Raw genomic sequence first — 18,932 nt, forward strand, 5'->3', positions numbered from 1 at the left:
CGTCTAAGAGGCCTGTGGGATTGGAAGTACTTCCTTCAACTGGGCGCGCAAGTCTCTGAACTCGACGCGGAGGCTCAGCATTTCGGCCTTGGTGGAGTGAGCCACGCTGGCGACCCGATCGATTTCGTTGTCGATGCCGTCCAAGCGTTCGTCTAGTTTGTCAAAGCGTGCAACTACTTGCTTTTCAAACTGTTCGAAGTGGCTCTCGACGTTATCGAAGCGGCTCTCGAATCTCGCTTCGAAAGCGATGATCCTTTCAAGGACTGTCTCGATCGTGGGTTTGGTTGTCATTTCATCAGCCATGGGCTATTCCTCCTACTAAATTACCCAGGACTTACAAGAACTAATACGCCTTTGATGATTCACAGTCAACGGTGAAACCTCGATTCAGTCGTGATGGCCGATCGCTTAAGGAACCGCACCGAATGTTTCAGTCCACAAGCTACTCAGATCAAAACAAGAAGATCTCTCTCGCATTCACATCTCAATTACGGCGTCTGGACTCATGATGAAAAAACCGGCTCGCGCCGTTCACGATAAGCCTGCATTGCCTCCTGATGATCCGCGGACGCCAGGGCGATTCGTTGTCGGCGCAGGTACTCTTCAAAGAATTGACCGTGCGGCACGTCGAACGGCATGTTGAGTAAGATCTTTGACTGACGTGTTCCCTCCGAACAGACCCGCGAGTACTTCTCGACGAGAGCCTTCACCTCCTGCTCGAACGCATCCGTCTTAACGACGTGATCTATCATTCCAATTTCATAGGCGCGGCGGCCGTCTATGTTCTCGCCCGACAACACCATCCACTTCGCTCGCCCGAGTCCGATGTACCGGGGCAACCTGAAAGTGCCAAGCCCCGGGATGATACCTTCCTTAATGGCCGGCAGTCCGAACTGACAGTCCTCAGTTCCGATGCGAATGTCGCAAGCGAGCGCCAACTGCAGCCCTCCGCCCAAGGCGTAGCCGCGCATCGCACAAATCAGTACCTTCTCGGCCTGCTCCAATATCCGCAGCGCCCTATCCCAGTTCTCGTAGTACTGGTGAGGGGTCTCTCCGGCCTGCAGTTCCTTCAGGTCTATGCCCGTGCAAAAGGCGCGGCCCGCGCCGCTGATGAGCACGAGACGTACATCCGGGTCGTCGCGAATCAACTCGGCGGCTCGATTCATGTCCAGCGAGCCCTGGTAGTTCATTGCGTTGAGTAACTCCGGACGGTTCAGAGTCAAGTACCCGATTCGTCCGTCCTTCTCGAAGTACATGGTTTCGAGTTTCATCGGTACCTCTTTTCTTTTGACGCGAGATTCATTTGGTGGAGCGCGCGCTAAAGCTTTCGCCTGTCAACCACACGCACCGCCTTACCCTCGCTTCTTTCGATCTCCCGGGGGCCAACCAGCTTCACGTTGCAGGTGATTCCAAGCGCGCTCTGCACCTCGAAGCTCAATCGTTTTTCAAGCTGCATCAAATGGTCTCGATTTCCGTAGACCTCGGCTTGCGTCTCCACCAGCACATCGAGTTCGTCCATGTAGTCTGAGCTTCGATCGACGACGATCTGATAGTGAGGCTCGACCTCACTCACTTGCAAAATGACGGTCTCGATCTGAGACGGAAACACATTCACACCGCGGACAATGATCATGTCGTCGGTTCGCCCAACCACCCGCTCCATCCGGACGCTCGTGCGCCCGCAGTCACACTTCTCATACGAGAGTCGGGTACGATCTCGCGTCCGATAGCGTAAGAGAGGAAGCGCTTCTTTCGTTACGCACGTCAAAACAAGCTCGCCCATCTCACCGTCCGGCAATCGTTCGTCTGTGACTGGGTCGATGATCTCGGCAATGAAGTGATCCTCGAAAATGTGCATCCCCCGCTTCGCGGTGCACTCGACGGAAACACCGGGTCCGATCACTTCTGACAGGCCGTAGACGTTGAGAGCTACAATGCCCAGCCGCGACTCGATCTCCTCTCGCATACGCTCGGACCACGGCTCAGCGCCGAAGAGTCCTACTCTCAGAGGAAGCGATTTGAGATCGATGCCATCTTCTTCCGCCACCTCGGCCACCATGAGAGAGTAGGATGGCGTGCAGCACAGAACGGTGCTGCCGAAGTCGCGCATGACCATGAGCTGCCGCTTTGTGTTCCCGCCCGAAACTGGAATGACCGCGGCGCCGATTCTTTCAGCTCCATAGTGAAACCCCAGACCGCCGGTGAACAACCCGTAGCCATAAGCGTTGTGAACGACATCATCCGAGGTAACGCCCGCCGCCGCGTAGCTGCGCGCCATTAAGTCAGACCAGAGATCGATGTCGTTGCGCGTATAGGCCACCACCGTCGGCTTGCCCGTTGTTCCACTCGACGCGTGAATGCGAATGACTTCTTTCATTGGAACCGCGAGCAGTCCGAACGGGTAATGGTCACGCAGATCGCTCTTTGTGGTGAACGGCATTCTAGCCAGATCATCGAGAGAACGGATGCCGTCGCAATTAACTCCAGCTTCACTCAGCTTGTCCCGATAGAAAGGCACAGTCTTCGAGATTCTTTCGACGCCGGAACGCAGACGCTTCAACTGAAGGCTCTCGATTTCGTTGCGTCCGATTATCTCGACTTCGTCACGGATGTAGGAGGTTGCGATCGGTTTTGACATCGAACTGGTTCTTCTACAAGGGTCTGATCCAAATATTGCGGTAGCGCACCGGATCACTATGGTCCTGCAGCCTTACTGAAGCCTTCGGACCGTGTGCGATGTAGAGCGCCGGTTGGTCGTGCCAGGTGTTGCCGTAGATCTCCACGTTATTCTGAATCAGCACTCCGTTGTGCAGCACCGTTATGCGAGCGCGCTCGATCACCTTTCCCTGTTCGTCGAACTTCGGCGCCTTGAAGATGATGTCGTAGCTCTGCCATTCGCCGGGCTTGCGCGAGGCGTTAACCAGCGGCGCGTGCTGCTTATATATCGCTCCGGCCTGACCGTGGTAATAGGTCTTGTTGTTGAATGAATCAAGCACCTGCACCTCATATCGTTCCATGAGGTACACACCGCTGTTGCCGCGCTCCTGTCCTTCGCCTTTGACGTCAGATGGCGAGGCCCATTCGATGTGCAACTGACAGTCGCCGAACTCGTCCTTGGTGGCAATGTCACCGGTCTTCGAAGCTATCTCGACGTAACCGTCCTTCACCTTCCATTTTGCTTCGCCGCCATCGTTCACGCTGCGCCACCTCGACAGGTCCTTGCCGTCGAATAGCACGATCGCGTCCGACGGCGGATCGCTGTTGGTCTTGCCAGGGGCGACGACTGGCGGCTCTTTCTTCGGCGGTGGAAACGGCTGCGGTTCCTGCGCCTGACTTCCAACGCCAACGCAGGACGCAACCAGCGACAGAATTGAAAGACCAGCAAGTATTCTGAGGTTCATAGCACTTTTCACTCTGGTTTCTTCTCCTTTGATGGATTTCTGTTGTACTCGCGCGACTGTCCCTTTGGGATGCTTATCCATTGCCAGCTCCCGCCGTTCACTATGCGCGCCAGCAGGACAATCTGGCCAACGTGATATGAAACATGAGCGAGTGATCGGCATAGCGCTTCGTGGACCATCCAGGTCTGGCCCCTAATGTAGACGTGCCTTTGGAGGTGCTCATCGGTCAATTTTGAGAGCTCAGATTCCAGCACTTCCCAACCTCCCGCCCACATTTGCTCAACGTCTCTTCTGTCGTACTTCGTCTCTTCGAATTCTGAGTCCCTATCCCTCCACGGTTTCTCCCCGTCACTGGTCAGAAAATCGGTGAATCGGGAGATCAGATTGCCGCTGATGTGCCGCACGATCATCGCGATCGAGTTATTGTCAGCGCTAAGTACTTCGTTGAGGGCCTCGTCGGAAACCTGTTGTATCGCTTTCTCGCCGATGCTCCGGTATCGCACGTATTCATCTACAAGGTCTTTGATCAATCTGTTCCCCCTCGGTAGCGACGAATTCATTCGTTCATCGGTGCCGTCTCGTATCGTCGGCGGCCTGTACTGGCCAAGGCCCACCAATATAGCCGCTAACAGCTTCTGAATCCATAACGAAGTTGCACGCGCGCCTCGGCCATTTGCTTGACTGCCGCGCGAAGCAGTTGCTAGTTTGTCTCGTTCTGTTGCGCTGTTCAATCTTGACAGTGGACGGCTCGAGGAGTGAAGCGATGCGTTGGTCCAACTTGTTCATCCCAACTCTGCGCGAAGACCCGGCTGACGCCGAAGTCACCAGCCATAGGCTACTGGTTCGCGCCGGATACATACGCCAGCTTACCGCAGGCGTCTACTCGCTGCTCCCGCTCGCCCAGCGAGTGCGCTTGAAGGTCATCCAGATCATCCGCGAAGAGATGAACCGCATAGGCGGGCAGGAGTTTCTGCTGCCGGCTATTCATCCCGCGGAAGTCTGGAAAGAGTCGGGACGCTGGGAAGTTATGGGCGACAACATGTTCCGGCTGCGAGACCGTAAGGGCGCGGATATGGCGCTGGGCATGACTCACGAAGAGGTTTTCACCACGATCGCGCGCAACACCTTGAACTCATACCGGCAGCTTCCACAGGTCTGGTATCAGATTCAGACCAAGTTCCGCGACGAGGCGCGTCCGAAATCAGGCTTGCTACGAGTGCGCGAGTTCACAATGAAGGACGCTTACTCGTTCGATGTTGATTGGGCTGGACTGGACAAGTCTTTTCAAGATCAATACGACGCCTACTGCCGAATCTTCACACGCTGCGGGCTGAAGTACACATCGGTGGAAGCAAGCTCCGGCGCGATGGGCGGGAGCAAGTCCACCGAGTTCATGGTTCGAACCAATGCCGGCGAGGACAACATCGTGGTGTGTGAAAACTGCGGCTACGCCGCGAATGTCGAGAAGGCTACGTCAAAGCTCGAGCCCGTGGATGACGAAGGCGGACCCGCCGCCGCCGAGGAGTTTCCGACGCCAGGGGTTCGCACCATCGAAGATCTTACGACTTTTCCCGGGGGTGCTTCGGCGGAGCGGCAGATCAAAACGCTTGTCTTCGTTCTCGACGATCAGATCGCGCTCGTCTTGATGCGCGGGGATCACGAGCTCAATGAGACCAAGCTCATGGACGCGAGCGGCGCCATAAACGTCAGACCCGCGCAGCCCGAGGAGATTCGCGAAGCGCTCGGAGCTTCAGCCGGTTCGCTGGGCGCGGTAGGAGTGACGCCAGCTTCTCATCCGAAGATTTTTCGCGTGATCGCCGACGACGCTTTGCAGGGCAGACAAAACATGACCACCGGCGCAAACAAAGACGACCACCACTTGCGCGGAGTGTCGATCGATCGCGACATCAGAGTTGATAAATGGGCAAGCCTTCGCGTAGTCAAAGCCGGCGAGACCTGTCCGAACTGCGATGGCACGCTCGACGTGTTCAAAGCGGTCGAGGTCGGGCACATCTTCAAGCTCGGAACAAAATACTCCGAGAGCATGGGCGCGCGAGTTCTGCTTGCGGATGGAACTGACGTGCCGATCATCATGGGCAGCTACGGAATAGGTGTCGAGCGCGTACTGACTGCGGCCGTCGAGTTGTACAACGATGAAGCAGGCATAAGCTGGCCCGCATCGATCGCGCCGTTCCACGTAGTCGTGACTCCGGTCAACATCAAGGATCAGGCGATTCTGGACGCGGCCGAACGCGTCTACGATGGGCTGCACAAAGCGGGCATCGAGGTGTTGATCGACGATCGCGATGAGCGCGCCGGTGTGAAGTTCAACGATTCAGACTTGATCGGAGTGCCTTTTCGAATCACGGTCGGCAAGAAAATCAAGGAAGGCAAGGTAGAGTTGTTCACTCGCGCAACACGCCAGTCGGAGGATGTTTCGATCGACTCCGTCGTTCAGACCGTTCGCGACAAAGTCGAATCGGCAATCGCGCGAGTGGACGCAGCCACCGAGTCGCCGTCGGCTCAATGAAGGGAGCCTGGATTCGAGATCAATCCGTTCCGGCGGGCTAAAGAAAGCGCTACGAGTGTTTAATAGAAAAATGAGGCGAGGCATGGATCATCCGAGACGAGGCGCTTTGTTGATTGGGTTCGCTTTGATTCTAACGCTGGCGGTGCAGAAGTCCGCCGGGTCGCAAAGCGCTGGCACACGAAGCCCGGCATTCGCCGCGGTGCGTTCCTTCTACGCATTCCACCTGGCTCACAACAAGGACTTCACCGTTCGCAACGTTCAGCAGCGGAAGCGATGGCTCACGCTCGAGTTATATAAGTTGTTACTCAACGAACTAAAGCGCCAGGCTGAAGAGAGCAAAGCCCATCCCGACGACGCCCCCTATTTCGAAGGCGATCCGTTGACCGATTCGCAGGAATATCCCGATTCGTTTCGCGTGGGAAAAACCGATGTCAGCGGAGATCAGGCGAAGGTTACTGTAACGCTTATGTGGAGTGCGCGAACGAGCCGCGGCCGCGACAAGCGAGAGATCGTCGTCGAAGTAACGAAGAGCGGTCAAGCATGGTTGATCAACGACGTCATCAACAACAAAGGATCCAGCCTGCGTGATGAGCTGAAAAAGCAACACTAATCGCCCTGGGAGCAGCCAATTGGCATTTGGAGCAAGCAAATGAAAAGAATGATTCTAGTCTTAGCGCTCGTCTTGTGCGGGCTCAACGGGGCCGCGGCCGGAAGCGACTTCGACCGACTGAAGGCGCTAGTGGGCGAATGGGAGAGCACAAGTCCGGAAGGAAAATCGCGAATTACTTTCGCGTTGATTTCCAACGGGACCGCCTTGATGGAAACGATGGTCAACGAGAACATGATGACCATCTATCATCGGGACGGTAACGCCATTTTGATGACTCACTATTGCTCGGCGGGCAATCAACCCAGGATGCGAGCCCAGGGTTCGAGAGGCGACAGTATTGTCTTTCAGTATGTCGATGCGGCCAATCTAAATGGTAGCGCGGACGGTCATATGCGCCGGCTGGTGATTAAGTTCAAAGACACAGATCACGTGACCGAAGAGTGGACCTGGAAACAAGCTGGAAAGGAAACGGTGTCCGTGTTTCACCTGCAGCGTGTGAGGTAGTCGCGTTTGGCTGACGCTCGATTATGCGCAGTTAAGAATCGCGGCGCGCGGATTCACGCCTGTGTCACGCGCCGATCAGATATGCCGCTTCTCCGGTTTTGGGTTGGCCTTAGACACTTCATCCGCACGGTTCAGGAGCTACCGGGCCACGGCGGCGTCAACACCAACATGATTTTATTACGCAGTGTTCAACAAGGGCGGGTTAGGAGCAGTCCAGCGGATAAGCTCTGAACGCGGAGCTCGGACTATCCCAGTCGGATTATACAGAAGGAACAGTGTTGCTAACGCCTCTGAGAGGTGACATTAGCTCACGAAGGGCAACCGATTCAACGATCAGACAATAATCGGTCAAAATCGTCCAAGCTGACATTGGCTTGTGCAGAAGGAATCTTCTGGATAAAAGGGATATACAGTTTTCTGTCGAATTTCATGTTGGGCGGCTTGGCACGGTGTAGCAAGTGTCCAAGCAAACTGGCCGCGGACGAAACTTGGAGGGTCAACTCTAATGGGCAGAATCAGATCATGGTTCCTACCTACGCACCGAGGAACTGACGACGACATACATAGCTACGGTTCGCTGCCCTTCTTACTTGGTCTAGTCGGCTTAGGGTTCGTTGGCATCTTTGTTTATGCGATACAGTTTGGCGCGAGCGCCTCATTGATAGCCAGCGTGGGTTCAATGGTAGCGGGAGCCTCTTTAATCGTCGGCGGTCTTCTTGGCTTCCTCTTTGGCATACCTCGCAGCTTGGCATCTGATCATCCACAGTCTATCGATGAGGTTGAAAATGAGAACGACGCTGGCGGAAGAGGGACAGACTTTCGAGCCAATACGAACCTGGAACAGATCTCGGACTGGCTAACCAAAATCCTCGTTGGAGTCGGTCTCGCAAAGATTTCAGGGATTTCGGAAGGGTTAAATGGGGCCGCCAACACTATACAAGAAGGCCTTGGTAGCCCTCCACAGAATCATGTTCTGGCCCTTGCGATTCTCGTCTACTTTCCAGTGTGTGGGTTTCTGATTGGTTATCTGTGGACGCGCCTATTTCTAGCACCAGCGCTCACAAGGTCAGAAGCTGCCAGGATCAGAGAAAAAGAGCGAAAGAAGGCGGAAGAAAATGCCATCCATAGCCTTTCGGAAACAAGTCCCGAAGCTCCGGTAGCCAAGGGCAGGGCTGAAAAACAACAATTTGGACTTTGGGTAGATGATAATCCGTCCAACAATGCATACCTCAAACAGTCATTTGAGAAGCTGCTAGGTATTGAGTTTGATCTGAGCTTATCAACGGATGACGCATTAGCAAAAGCAAAGACGAAAAAGTATGCCGCGATTATTTCGGATATGGGGCGTCCCCCAGACCGTCAGGCGGGCTATACGCTTTTGCGCAAGCTCAAAGAGTCCAATGGTTTGAATAGTCCTACGCCATTTATTATCTATGCATCGGGTGCAAGCATCCCGGCAAATCATGATGCTGCTATAATCAATGACGCTTTCGGCAGTACTAGTAGTCCGCAAGAGCTTCTTCAACTGGTGCGAACCGCGTTGGGGACTGCTCACGATAAAGAGCCGCCCAACAAGTCATTGGAGCCGACCGCGAGTTAGCGTGCCTCTCATCGTTAACTTGGATGGTCGCAGCGTTGCGTGCGCGGCGGCTCAATTCCGGCGTTAGAGCCGTTGGAATGCAGACGTGAATCAGGATGAGATGATTGAGAAGATATTCAAGCATGCGTCCGCATCGGAAGCCGGTGATTACTATCAAGTCTCTTTTGACGATGACGATGACCCCGAGAGCATCGACGGACCATACCTCCTGATTCAGCGTCAGTTTGAATTCCCCGATGATGACTCATACTATTTGGAGAGCGACGACACCAGGCTTTGCGGCCACGTCAAGGTGAGAGCGGCCACGCTGAGCAACGAGTTCCTATCTATCGACTTGCTGGCCGATAAATGGACCACGCTCAGAATTCGATATGGCATTAGCCAGGGTGATTTCGAAGCGTTCGAACGAATCGTTACAATCATGTTCGAAGACAAGGTGTTCCGCCACGATTAACCGACTCGGAAGTTGGGCGGTTCCACCCAGCGAGATGGGAGAGTACGCTGTGAATCCGCGGATGGTTTAACCTATCGTTATGTGTGTTGTCCTCCAACTGCCGGCTTGAGCGGTGCTGGCTTTCCCGATAACATCCGTGAATGGAGTATCAGATCTCGCTCACGGAGAGCGCGAAGAAAGATATTGCTTACTTCGAAGCGAACGAGCAGCGCCTCATCGTGACGGGGATCATTTCTCATTTGAAGACGGACGCCGAAACGGAGACTAGAAAGAAAGAAGCAGATTCGCCCCAATCCAATCGCTCCTTGGGAGCTGAGACTCGATAGGTTCCGAGTTTTCTATTCGGTTGAAGAAGGCCACAATTTGAAATTGTTGCCGTGGGACACAAGGAACACAATGACCTCTTTATTCGAGGAAAGAAGGTGCAGCTATGAAGACGGTTAACCTGAAGACGGAATCTCCCTCGGTGGGTGAGTTACTGGCAATGGCTCGGGAAAAGTCCGTGCTCCTCGTCTCAAAAGATGGCGCAACCTTCGTACTTGAAGAGGCAGACGAGTTTGACCGGGAGGTGGCGGAACTCGGTGGCAGTGAGAAGTTCATGAAGTTCCTGAGGAAGAGATCCAAAGAAAAAGCGGCAACCTCGATCGAGCAATTCGCTAAGGAGCTGATTCCTGGGCCGCATAACACCACGTTGCAGCCGCCGAGCCGCGCGCGACGTAAATCCAAGTCCCAAAGAAACCCCCGCGCGGCTCGCGGCTGAACGTGAGGCCGTTAGCCGGACGCGATCAACGCCGAGCGAGCGCCTAGTCAGACTTGTTGGAGGGGATGCGCCGCTGAAGCCGATCGAGTACCACGCCACGAATGCGTGTGAGCGCATCGGTGAATGGCCGTCGCGGGTGAGTCGCATGACGTTCGGCAGCTTGCGCTGATCGCAACCCAAGAGTGTAGAATGCACCTATGGAACGAGACCTTAAGGAAGAAGCAAAGCGCCTGATCGATAGCCTTCCGTCTCTTTCGTCGTGGGAGCAGTTGATGTACGAGATCTATGTGCGTGAGGCGATTGAGATGGGGCTCGCTGACAGTAACGAGGGCCGAAAGACGCCCGTCGAGGACGTTCGAGCGGAGTTTGGCTTGCCATAATGAAGGTGAACTGGACCGCCGCGGCACGCGCTCAATTGCGCGATATCCGAGGGTTTGTCGCCCGCTCTTCTCCTCAGTATGCGACCAAGATGGTTGATCGGCTCACGCTGCGGTCTCAGCAGATCGCCAGCTTCCCACGCTCAGGACGCATCGTACCAGAGGCGAACGATGTCAATATCCGCGAGGTACTCGAGGGGCCGTATCGTCTCATCTACCACATCCTCGAAGACGAGATCGATATCATTGCTGTTGTGCATGGCGCGCGGCAGTGGCCGGAAGAACCATAGTACACTCATCGAACTTGCCTCTTGAACGAGCTTCAAATCCTGCAATCGCATAGGGCCGTAACCTTTCCGTGTCTCGGCAGTTTAAACAGTAAGAAGCGACGCGCGCTGGAGAGGATGGATTGAAGGTTCAAGGAACAGACACGGCGGAGCGGCTTGCGATCGAGGCCGCCCAGAAGGACCCTGCCCGGTTCGCCGAGCTTTACGAGAATAACTTTGAACGCGTGTATGCGTACATCGCGCGGCGCGTCCGCGACCGCCATGAAGCCGAGGACTTGACCTCCGAAGTTTTTCATCAGGCGCTGGCTAATCTTCCGCGCTTTGAATGGCGCGGTGTGCCTTTCGCCGCGTGGCTCTTCAAGATCGCTGCGAATTCGATTATCGATCGCTCGAAACGCGTGGCCAAAGAGAGCGAAGTCCCCATGACCCTCGATCTTCCCGCGGACGTCAGCTCTCAGCAAATTGAAGATGAAGTAGAACAGCGCGCACGGCTCTTCAAACTGGTCGATCGGCTTCCGTCAGATCAGCGACGCGTGATCGGAATGCGCTTCGCCGAAGAAAAGAGTATTCGCGAAGTCGCCCAAGAGCTTGGGCGCACGGAAGGCGCCGTGAAGCAGCTTCAATTCCGCGCGCTGCAAAACCTGCGGACCTGGGAGCGCAGCCGTCCCGGCCGCCTGCCAGGTAAGCAGACAGGTAACACGAATGGCTAACGCGACCTTGATAGAACAACTCGATGAAGCGCTGGAGGCGATCCTCGCCAACCCCGGTGCGCCGCTTCCGCCTGTGAACGCGAGTGTCGATGCGCTGCTTCGCGTTGCTGCCGAGTTGCGCGATCTTCCTCGCGCGGACTTCAAAGCTCGTCTTAAGGCTGATCTCGAAAGGAGAGCATCTATGCGAACGACCGCAGTCAAACCGATCCGTGAGGGTTTCCATACGATCACTCCATATCTCATCGTCAAGGAGGCGGCTGAACTGATCGATTTCGTGAAGCAGGCATTCGGCGCCGGCGAACTCTATCGAGGTACGGGAACAGCCGGCGGGATCCACGCCGAGGTGAAGATCGGAGACTCGATTGTCATGATGGGAGGCGGCCCGGCTTTGGGTCGAGCTTCGAGCCCGACTGGAATTCACCTCTACGTCGAGGATGCCGACGCTGTTTATGAGCGCGCGTTGCAAGCGGGCGGTACATCTATGTACGGACCAGTGGATCAGGTCTATGGAGACCGCGAAGCCGGCGTTAAGGACCTGTCGGGCAATCATTGGTACATTGCCACGCACAAAGGAGCCGGGCACATCCCCGAAGGCCTTCGCACAGTGACGCCCTTTTTGCATCCACGCGGCGCAGATCGGATGATTGACTTCCTAAAAGAGGCCTTTGGCGCGGAAGAGGAATCTCGAGCGCAGTCGCCGGACGGTGTCATTCATCACGCGACGGTCAGGATCGGCGACTCAATGATTGAGATGGGTGAAGCCCACGGCGAATGGCAACCGATGGCCACGACGTTTTTCATGTACGTGGACGATGTAGACAGCGTGTACCAGCGCGCGGTTGCGGCGGGCGGTGTTTCGCAAAGCGAGCCGGCCGATCAGCCTTATGGAGACCGCGTAGCGGGCGTATCGGATCCGTTCGACAACGTCTGGTATATTGCCACTCACATAAGGGACGCACCGGCGTAGTCCGTAGTCCGTAGTCCGTAGTCAAACGGAACGCAGTTCTCATTTTGAGCGAACCAACTGGCGACTGACCACGGAACCACGGACTACGGACTACGGACTACGGACTACGGACTTGAGAGACCATATCAACGAAAGAGGAGAGATTCATGACAACCAAAGTCAATCACATTCCGGCAGGCTACCACACCGCGACGCCTTACTTGATAGCGAAGGACGCGGCGGCTGCCATTGAGTTTTACAAGAAAGCCTTCGGCGCGACGGAACTCGAGCGCATTACCGACGAGAGCGGAGCGGTAAGGCACGGCGAGTTCAAGATCGGCGATTCACCATTCATGATCACCGACGAGCACCCGGATTACCCGGCCTGGCAAAGCCCGCTGTCTCGCGGGGGCTCGCCCGTGCACATCTATCTCTACGTCGAGGACGTCGATGCCGCGTTCAAACAGGCGATCTCTTGTGGGGCGGCGGAACTGCTTCCGGTGCAGGACCAGTTCTACGGGGACCGAAGTGGCGCACTGACCGATCCATTCGGCCACGTTTGGTACATCGCAACGCACATCGAAGACGTCTCGTCCGAAGAGATCATGAGGCGTGCAGCGGAAGGCAAGCATTGAACCGTCAAGGTGCTTAGCCTTTTTTGTGAGCGACGGATACACTGATTCAGCTATCGAAGAAAGAGGACAAGATCATGACAAGCAAACCGGCACGCGTGCCGCAGCCCGCCGTTACTCCCTACTTGACGGTCAAGGGCGCGGCCGACGCGATTGAGTATTACAAGAAGGTGTTTGGAGCTGAGGAAACAATGCGCCTTGCGGAACCTGATGGGAGGATCGGACACGCCGAGATTATGATCGGTGGTTCGCCCATTATGATGTCCGACGAGTACCCTGACCTTGACGCGCTCAGTCCGCAATCGCGCGGAGGCTCGACGGTGGGGATACATCTTTATGTCGAAGACGTCGACGAAGTGTTTTCCCGAGCTGTGGCTGAAGGTGCTACCGCGGCTCGCCCGGTGAAGGATGAGTTCTACGGCGACCGGTCATGCAAATTGGTCGACCCGTTCGGACACGTTTGGTACGTGTCAACGCGCAAGGAAGACTTGTCCGCTGCGGAAGTGACGCAGCGCTATAACGACTTGATGAAGCAATAGCCCGGATCGAGTCCCACGCAAGAGATCAGCACACGTTTCCGGTCGGCGCAGTTGAGGAGGCGTCGGCATGCTCTCCGTGTTAGACTCTCGATGGACGCTTCAGTGCTACAGACGGCGGCCCGAACGGCCGCCGCCCCGAGATTCACCGACCGAGCCGAAAGGATAAACTGAACATGCTTGAAGCAGGAAACCCGTTTCCGAATTTCTCCCTCCCAAACCAGGACGGCAAGACCGTGAGCCTCGGCGATTTCGCGGGCAAGTGGCTTGTGGTTTATTTCTACCCGAAGGACGATACCCCCGGCTGCACGATTCAAGGCAAGTCCTTCACCGCAACCAAGTCCGATTTCGATGCCGCCGGCATCAACGTCGTCGGCGTCAGCCAGGATGACGTGGACTCGCACAAGAGTTTCTGTGACAAGTTCAGCTTCACGATCGATCTACTCGCCGATACGAACGCCGAGATGCTCAAGGCGTGCGGCGTCGGCCAGTCCGAGTACAAAGGCACGATGTACTGGGACAGGACTTCGTTCGTAGTAGATCCCACCGGAATCGTGCGAAAGGTTTACGAGAAGGTGAATCCGCAAGGGCACGAGACGGTACTGCTCGGCGACATTAAGCACTTGAAGGGCGAGTGACTCACTATCTTGAAACCAGAACGTGCCGTTGAGTAGTATTATCCTCGGAAGCTCGAGCAAAGCGAGGTTGTTGAAACGCAAAGCCGGGTAGTTCGAAGTTCATCGCATTTACCTTCAAGGCGTACTTGTTTCGTCGCTCGGATTGTCACGGTGGCTGGGTATAGACTCTTCCACGGATTCGATGCCGCGCCGCGTGCCGGGATTCCCCTTCAGTGGATCACACTTGTTGCGAAAGGGAATCCTTTAGAATGGCTTCCGCAGAACGATCCCTCCACGAGGAGGAGACATTTTCAGTTACGGAGGATTTCAAATGAAATACAGAGTTGTGATTTTTTCAGCCGTCCTGGTGCTTGCCTCGCTAACGTTGGCGTTGGCCGCGCACGTGGATGGCAAATGGACGGCTACGGTCCCCGGCCGGGGCGGTCAAACGAGCGAGACAACCTTCACCTTCAAGTCTGATGGCGCCAAGCTAGCTGGGACAGTGTCGACACCGCAGGGTGAGACTCCCATTTCCGACGGAGTCATCAAAGGGGATGAGATTTCTTTCACGATGACATTCGAGGCCCAGGGCAACTCAATCAAGCTGCTTTACAAGGGGACGGTCGCTGGCGACGAGATCAAGTTCACGCGGACCAGAGAAGGCAGTGACCAGCCTGGCCGGGAGTTCACGGCGAAGAGAGTCAAGTAGCGCCGAAACGACATTCAGTAGAAAAAAAGCATGGAGGTAGTCCGTAGTCAGTGGTCCGTTAGCTACGGACTACTGACCACGGACTACGGACAACCCCCATGGCGCTTGAGCTGCAAAACTCTTTCTGATGGAGGATAAGATGAGAAAAGCGATGATGATTGTTACCGTGCTGGTGCTGCTGTTAGCTTCCATTCCGGCACTCGCGCAGAGTTCTGCTGCCGCTCGCGATCAGCACGCGGAGCACATGGCCTTCAACGCGGTTGAGCAGGATTGGGCAAAACAGCGCGCGGATAAATCGCCGCGCCATCAGGAATGGGTGAAGGTCAAGAACGGCACACGCGAAGTGAATTCTTTTCTCGTGTTTCCCGAGGTCAAGAGCAAAGCGACGGCCATCATCGTCATCCACGAAATCTTTGGGATGAGCGATTGGGTGCGCAGCTTGACCGATCAACTTGCGGAAGCCGGTTACATTGCAATTGCTCCCGACTTGCTTTCAGGGATGGGTCCCAAGGGCGGCGGCTCAAGCGAGTTTGATCGCAGCGGCATCGGCCAAGCCATCCGTGACCTGCCAGCCGACCAGATCACTGCCGACCTGAATGCCGTCGCTGACTACGTATCCAAGCTCCCCGCCTCAAACGGCAAAGTCGCGGTCGGCGGATTCTGTTACGGTGGCTCCCAGACCTTTCGGTTTGCGACTAACCGGCCAAGCCTCAAGGCGGCGTTTGTCTTCTATGGCGGCGGGCCGGAGAGCAAAGAGGCGATCGCCAAGATCAAGTGTCCGGTATATGGGTTCTACGGCGGCAGCGATAGTCGCATCAATGCGACGATCCCCAAAAGCCAGGAATTGATGAAGGAAGCGGGCAAAACCTATGAGCCGGTCACCTACGCGGGCGCGGGGCACGGCTTCATGCGTGCCGGCGAAGATCCGACTGCCAACGAGGCGACCCCAGAGGCAAAAGCAATCAAAGAGGCAAACAAGAAGGCTCGCGACGAGGCGTGGGTTCGGTGGAAGGACCTGCTCAAGAAACTCTGAAAGACCGAAGCTGTCCGCATCGCGCTCCTAACGGCATTGCTGCCGAGGTCGTTAACGGTGGGAACATCTACACGGGTGCTGAAAAAGTTAAACCGGGGTCCCGAATCCCACCAACGCAGTTGGTGGATCGTTCATACGTGGCCTACAAGTAAGAGCGCAGCTTGCTCTTGAATCCCACCAACGCAGTTGGTGGATCGTTCATACCCAGCCTAACTCAACGCTCGGATGCACTTTCCGGCTGATCAAGCTAGGGTTGGATATGAACGATCCACCAACTGCGTTGGTGGGATTGCACCTGAACTCGTGTGTCACCGACTTTTTCAGCAGCCTGCTGGATTGGGGGGTACCAATGAAGCTGCAAGCTTGCGCGATACTCACTATCTGTAGCCTGGCAGCGGCGACGCAGACTGTCGGGCTACAGGTCAAACCTGATGTGACCGGCACTCGAAAGGCCGGCGAAATCGTGCTCGAGCCGGCGTCGCTGTCCACACCGGAGACTGGAGCCCTCAATTTCGAGTTAGGCACGCTGTATGTGCCAGAAAACCGCGCCGACCCGAAAAGCCGAATCATAGGCGTCGGGTTCGCGCGATTCCGGGCGCTGCAACCGACGACCGCCCCGCCGCAATTTCATCTGCCCGGCGGCCCGGGCGATTCCTACCTGAGGGGATTGAAACAGGACAACCGGCAACTCGCGCGCTGGATAAAGAGCATCAACATCTATAGGCGCGTCGGCGACGTGGTATTCGTAGACCAGCGAGGCAATAGCGAACGTGGCGAGATCCTGAAGTTGAAGTACCGAACACCAGACCAGCCGCTTGATCAACCAACTAGTCTTGCGCGCGCGACGGCCGCCTTTGTCGAAGGAGCGCGCGCGGCTGTCGCTGAATATGAGAAGAAGGGAATCGACTTGCGCGGATACACGGTCAAAGAATGCGCGGACGATGTCAATGATCTGCGGCGCGCGTTGGGCTACGATCGAATCACGCTCGTAGGGACCAGCTTCGGGTCGCAATGGAGCTTCGCCGTTATGCGCCGCCATCCCGAGGTGATTGCACGCGCGTTGCTCTCGGGGGTGGAACCGCTCGATTACGGCTACGATATGCCGTCGCACGTTTTTGCCGCAGTTCAGCGAATGTGGTGGGAGGCCGAAAAGGACCCGCGACTCAAGCCTTACCTTCCGCGCGGTGGATTGATGACAGCGGCTCGCGAGGTCTTCCGGCGGCTCGATCGCGGCGCGGTTCAGGTGAGACTCTCGGACACGGTCACCGTTACGGTCGGGCGCGAAGATTTCCAGAGGGACTTTCCTCGAGGGGCGAACGGACCGGCCTTTCTGTTGTCATTGTATTACGAACGGTACGTCGCGTGGGTACTCCCGCTGACTATCGCGCGCCGCAGCCGGGAAGTTGAAACTGTGCTGATTGGTCCGTTGATCGACACGAGCCTCGGGGTGACGCCGAAGCGCGAGCATCTGCTCAGGACTGACGCCGGGACGGAGTTCCTGGGGCAATGGAATTTCGACAGCTATCTGGCGACGGCAGACATCTGGCCGACCGCCGACGTGGGCGACGAGTTTCGCAACGAAGTCGTGTGCCGCATCCCGGTCGTCTTCGCGCAGGGCGATTGGGATACTTCTACGCCGGTTGAGAATACCTTGAATGTCGCGCACTACTTTCTGAACGGGCGAGTGCTGATTGCTGAGCACGGTGGACATGGTGTGCTCGATCCAATAGCCGACCACCTCCCGGAGGTCATGTCAGTCCTGTTGGAGTTTCTGAAAACCGGCAACACCGCCAACGTGCCCGCGCGCGTGAGTTTGCCCGTGCCGAAGTTCCTAGCGCCGGACTTCCCGCTGCCCGCATCGAAACCGAAGGCGTGAGGAGCCTAAGGCATGGCGGCATAAGGCCACCGGTGAGCTCGCGAAGCCGTTCGAACGAAGGGAGCAATAATTGTTACCCCCCGACGAGGTTAGAGCCCGGAGAGTCTGTTTCATGGAACGCTTTTGGCTTGCGTCTGGCCGCTATCAACGGCCGGTGAATAAGGTCTTCTCATCCACAAAGCAAAGCCCGTTGCCCCAGGGATCCCTAACGTAGAACGATCGCTCACCCCAGGGGCGTTTGACGATGTCGCCGGCGCGTTCTTCGTGGACCTCCTCCGTTGAGAGGCATCCTAGCTCGCTCGCACGTTCGTGAACCCTTTCGACGTCCTTCACCGAGAAGTAAACGTCATCGACGTTGGGCGACGGCTCGATATCGCCGGGTGCCGGGTCAAGAATCGCCAGGATCACCGGGCCACAATCGAAGTAAGCTCGCGAACCACGCAGCTTCCTTCCCTTGATCCCAAGCAGTTTGGTATAGAAGTCGACGGCCGCATCGAGGTCGGCAACCTCCAACACCACTCGGAACAGCTTAGGCGCGTCAGCCATCGTTCATCTCCTTTCTGCGATTCAACAGTGAACCAAAGTCGGAGAAGCGATTGAGAAATACCCGTGACCCCGGCCGAACTGAATCACTGTCGCCGGTCAGCCAAGGCTAAAGTGATAGTTGCGCCGGTATCATCATGGTTTCGGCATGGTTTCAGCCGGGTTTCAGCGCCGTCCATAGAGTCTCAAAGTTGGCCGCCGCCGCCAATTCTCCTTCTCGTACCAGAACTCCACGCTTCGTATGCCTCGCCGGTCACCCGGCAGGTCAATCGCGCGTGTCCTTCCGCCAGCGCGTATTCGCTCCCGGACGTCGACCTGATGATCGGCGCCGTTCTCAAAATGAACGACCACCCGGTTGAATTCAATGGCGCCGCCTTGAACCTGGAGCTGAATCGCCCGGAACCCCCCGCGCGCGTTCACACGGATGTTGTCGTGGTCCGACCTGCCGTCTACGTGAGATTGTCCGAGGTATTCCCATCGTCCCCCGCGGTCACGGTCGTCGTCGCGGTTACGCCTCTGAGCATCTGTAGCAATGGTGAAACTGAACAGCAGAACCAACGCACCAACCACGCGAATCGATCTTTGTAAGTTCATGGTTTCTCCTTCCAAACGGATTTGATGACTATGTCCTCAGGCTAGCATGCGGAGCATCCCTGTTCAAACCCGCAAGGGCAAAGTGCGAAGGGCTAAGAGCAAAGTGCGAAGGGCTAAGAGCAAAGGGCGAAGCGCTAAGAGCAAAGGGCAAAGGGCTAAGAGCAAAGGGCAAAGGGCGAAGGGCAATGGGATCCTTCGCCCTTCAGCATTCGC

General features: G+C 56.2%; 23 protein-coding genes. 16 read left to right on the forward strand and 7 right to left on the reverse strand.

Going from position 1 to position 18,932, the window contains the following annotated elements:
* Positions 1 to 3: 3 nt before the first annotated feature.
* From AABO57_15270 to AABO57_15290, 5 genes are all read right to left on the reverse strand, one after another.
* Complete coding sequence (locus tag AABO57_15270) at positions 4 to 303, reverse strand: hypothetical protein (protein MEK6287099.1); 300 nt, start codon at positions 301 to 303, stop codon at positions 4 to 6.
* 200 nt (positions 304 to 503) lie between these two features.
* Positions 504 to 1,271: an enoyl-CoA hydratase/isomerase family protein gene (locus AABO57_15275; GenBank protein ID MEK6287100.1), complete on the reverse strand. Its 768-nt coding sequence runs from the start codon at positions 1,269 to 1,271 to the stop codon at positions 504 to 506.
* 47 nt (positions 1,272 to 1,318) lie between these two features.
* On the reverse strand, positions 1,319 to 2,638 hold the full coding sequence (locus AABO57_15280; GenBank protein ID MEK6287101.1) for a phenylacetate--CoA ligase: 1,320 nt from the start codon (positions 2,636 to 2,638) through the stop codon (positions 1,319 to 1,321).
* Between the two features lie 13 nt (positions 2,639 to 2,651).
* Complete coding sequence (locus AABO57_15285) at positions 2,652 to 3,401, reverse strand: DUF1080 domain-containing protein (protein ID MEK6287102.1); 750 nt, start codon at positions 3,399 to 3,401, stop codon at positions 2,652 to 2,654.
* An 8-nt stretch (positions 3,402 to 3,409) separates the two neighbouring features.
* Entirely contained in the window at positions 3,410 to 3,931 is a 522-nt protein-coding gene (locus AABO57_15290) for a DUF1572 family protein (GenBank protein MEK6287103.1), read from the reverse strand.
* A gap of 233 nt (positions 3,932 to 4,164) precedes the next feature.
* Here AABO57_15290 and AABO57_15295 point away from each other — a divergent pair, with 233 nt between their 5' ends.
* The 16 genes from AABO57_15295 (at position 4,165) to AABO57_15370 (ending at position 17,582) form a co-directional block, all read left to right on the forward strand.
* Positions 4,165 to 5,931, forward strand: coding sequence for a proline--tRNA ligase (locus AABO57_15295; protein ID MEK6287104.1), 1,767 nt, complete (start codon positions 4,165 to 4,167; stop codon positions 5,929 to 5,931).
* Between the two features lie 82 nt (positions 5,932 to 6,013).
* Positions 6,014 to 6,541 (forward strand): DUF3828 domain-containing protein, encoded by a 528-nt coding sequence (locus tag AABO57_15300; GenBank protein ID MEK6287105.1) that lies wholly within the window; start codon positions 6,014 to 6,016, stop codon positions 6,539 to 6,541.
* 39 nt (positions 6,542 to 6,580) lie between these two features.
* Positions 6,581 to 7,045 carry a hypothetical protein gene (locus tag AABO57_15305; GenBank protein ID MEK6287106.1) on the forward strand — a complete coding sequence of 155 codons (465 nt, stop codon included), beginning with the start codon at positions 6,581 to 6,583 and terminating at the stop codon, positions 7,043 to 7,045.
* A gap of 505 nt (positions 7,046 to 7,550) precedes the next feature.
* Entirely contained in the window at positions 7,551 to 8,645 is a 1,095-nt protein-coding gene (locus AABO57_15310) for a hypothetical protein (protein ID MEK6287107.1), read from the forward strand.
* A 100-nt stretch (positions 8,646 to 8,745) separates the two neighbouring features.
* A complete protein-coding gene (locus AABO57_15315; GenBank protein MEK6287108.1) occupies positions 8,746 to 9,099 on the forward strand; it encodes a hypothetical protein in 354 nt (117 codons plus the stop codon).
* A 430-nt stretch (positions 9,100 to 9,529) separates the two neighbouring features.
* Entirely contained in the window at positions 9,530 to 9,859 is a 330-nt protein-coding gene (locus tag AABO57_15320) for a hypothetical protein (GenBank protein MEK6287109.1), read from the forward strand.
* A 197-nt stretch (positions 9,860 to 10,056) separates the two neighbouring features.
* Positions 10,057 to 10,239: a hypothetical protein gene (locus AABO57_15325; protein MEK6287110.1), complete on the forward strand. Its 183-nt coding sequence runs from the start codon at positions 10,057 to 10,059 to the stop codon at positions 10,237 to 10,239.
* Positions 10,239 to 10,526, forward strand: coding sequence for a type II toxin-antitoxin system RelE/ParE family toxin (locus AABO57_15330; GenBank protein ID MEK6287111.1), 288 nt, complete (start codon positions 10,239 to 10,241; stop codon positions 10,524 to 10,526). Before AABO57_15325 ends, AABO57_15330 begins: the two co-directional genes overlap by 1 nt.
* Before the next feature lie 119 nt (positions 10,527 to 10,645).
* Positions 10,646 to 11,233 (forward strand): sigma-70 family RNA polymerase sigma factor, encoded by a 588-nt coding sequence (locus tag AABO57_15335; GenBank protein MEK6287112.1) that lies wholly within the window; start codon positions 10,646 to 10,648, stop codon positions 11,231 to 11,233.
* Positions 11,226 to 12,200 carry a VOC family protein gene (locus tag AABO57_15340; GenBank protein ID MEK6287113.1) on the forward strand — a complete coding sequence of 325 codons (975 nt, stop codon included), beginning with the start codon at positions 11,226 to 11,228 and terminating at the stop codon, positions 12,198 to 12,200. The genes AABO57_15335 and AABO57_15340 overlap by 8 nt, the downstream gene beginning before the upstream one ends.
* 146 nt (positions 12,201 to 12,346) lie before the next feature.
* The gene (locus AABO57_15345) at positions 12,347 to 12,814 is read left to right on the forward strand and encodes a VOC family protein (GenBank protein ID MEK6287114.1); all 468 of its coding nucleotides are present in this window, start codon (positions 12,347 to 12,349) and stop codon (positions 12,812 to 12,814) included.
* Positions 12,815 to 12,888: 74 nt separating this feature from the next.
* Positions 12,889 to 13,350: a VOC family protein gene (locus AABO57_15350; protein ID MEK6287115.1), complete on the forward strand. Its 462-nt coding sequence runs from the start codon at positions 12,889 to 12,891 to the stop codon at positions 13,348 to 13,350.
* A gap of 173 nt (positions 13,351 to 13,523) precedes the next feature.
* The gene (locus AABO57_15355; GenBank protein MEK6287116.1) at positions 13,524 to 13,985 is read left to right on the forward strand and encodes a peroxiredoxin; all 462 of its coding nucleotides are present in this window, start codon (positions 13,524 to 13,526) and stop codon (positions 13,983 to 13,985) included.
* Between the two features lie 310 nt (positions 13,986 to 14,295).
* A complete protein-coding gene (locus AABO57_15360) occupies positions 14,296 to 14,673 on the forward strand; it encodes a hypothetical protein (GenBank protein ID MEK6287117.1) in 378 nt (125 codons plus the stop codon).
* A gap of 139 nt (positions 14,674 to 14,812) precedes the next feature.
* Positions 14,813 to 15,706, forward strand: coding sequence for a dienelactone hydrolase family protein (locus AABO57_15365; protein MEK6287118.1), 894 nt, complete (start codon positions 14,813 to 14,815; stop codon positions 15,704 to 15,706).
* 349 nt (positions 15,707 to 16,055) lie between these two features.
* Positions 16,056 to 17,582 carry an alpha/beta hydrolase gene (locus AABO57_15370; GenBank protein ID MEK6287119.1) on the forward strand — a complete coding sequence of 509 codons (1,527 nt, stop codon included), beginning with the start codon at positions 16,056 to 16,058 and terminating at the stop codon, positions 17,580 to 17,582.
* Positions 17,583 to 17,726: 144 nt separating this feature from the next.
* Here the strand turns inward: AABO57_15370 and AABO57_15375 are convergent, their stop codons facing one another.
* Positions 17,727 to 18,128: a VOC family protein gene (locus AABO57_15375; protein ID MEK6287120.1), complete on the reverse strand. Its 402-nt coding sequence runs from the start codon at positions 18,126 to 18,128 to the stop codon at positions 17,727 to 17,729.
* Positions 18,129 to 18,290: 162 nt separating this feature from the next.
* Positions 18,291 to 18,719, reverse strand: a complete 429-nt coding sequence (locus tag AABO57_15380; protein ID MEK6287121.1) for a hypothetical protein — start codon at positions 18,717 to 18,719, stop codon at positions 18,291 to 18,293.
* Positions 18,720 to 18,932 lie beyond the last annotated feature (213 nt).

The sequence above is a fragment of the Acidobacteriota bacterium genome (genome assembly GCA_038040445.1).
Taxonomy (GTDB): Bacteria; Acidobacteriota; Blastocatellia; order UBA7656; family UBA7656; genus Onstottus_A; species Onstottus_A frigus.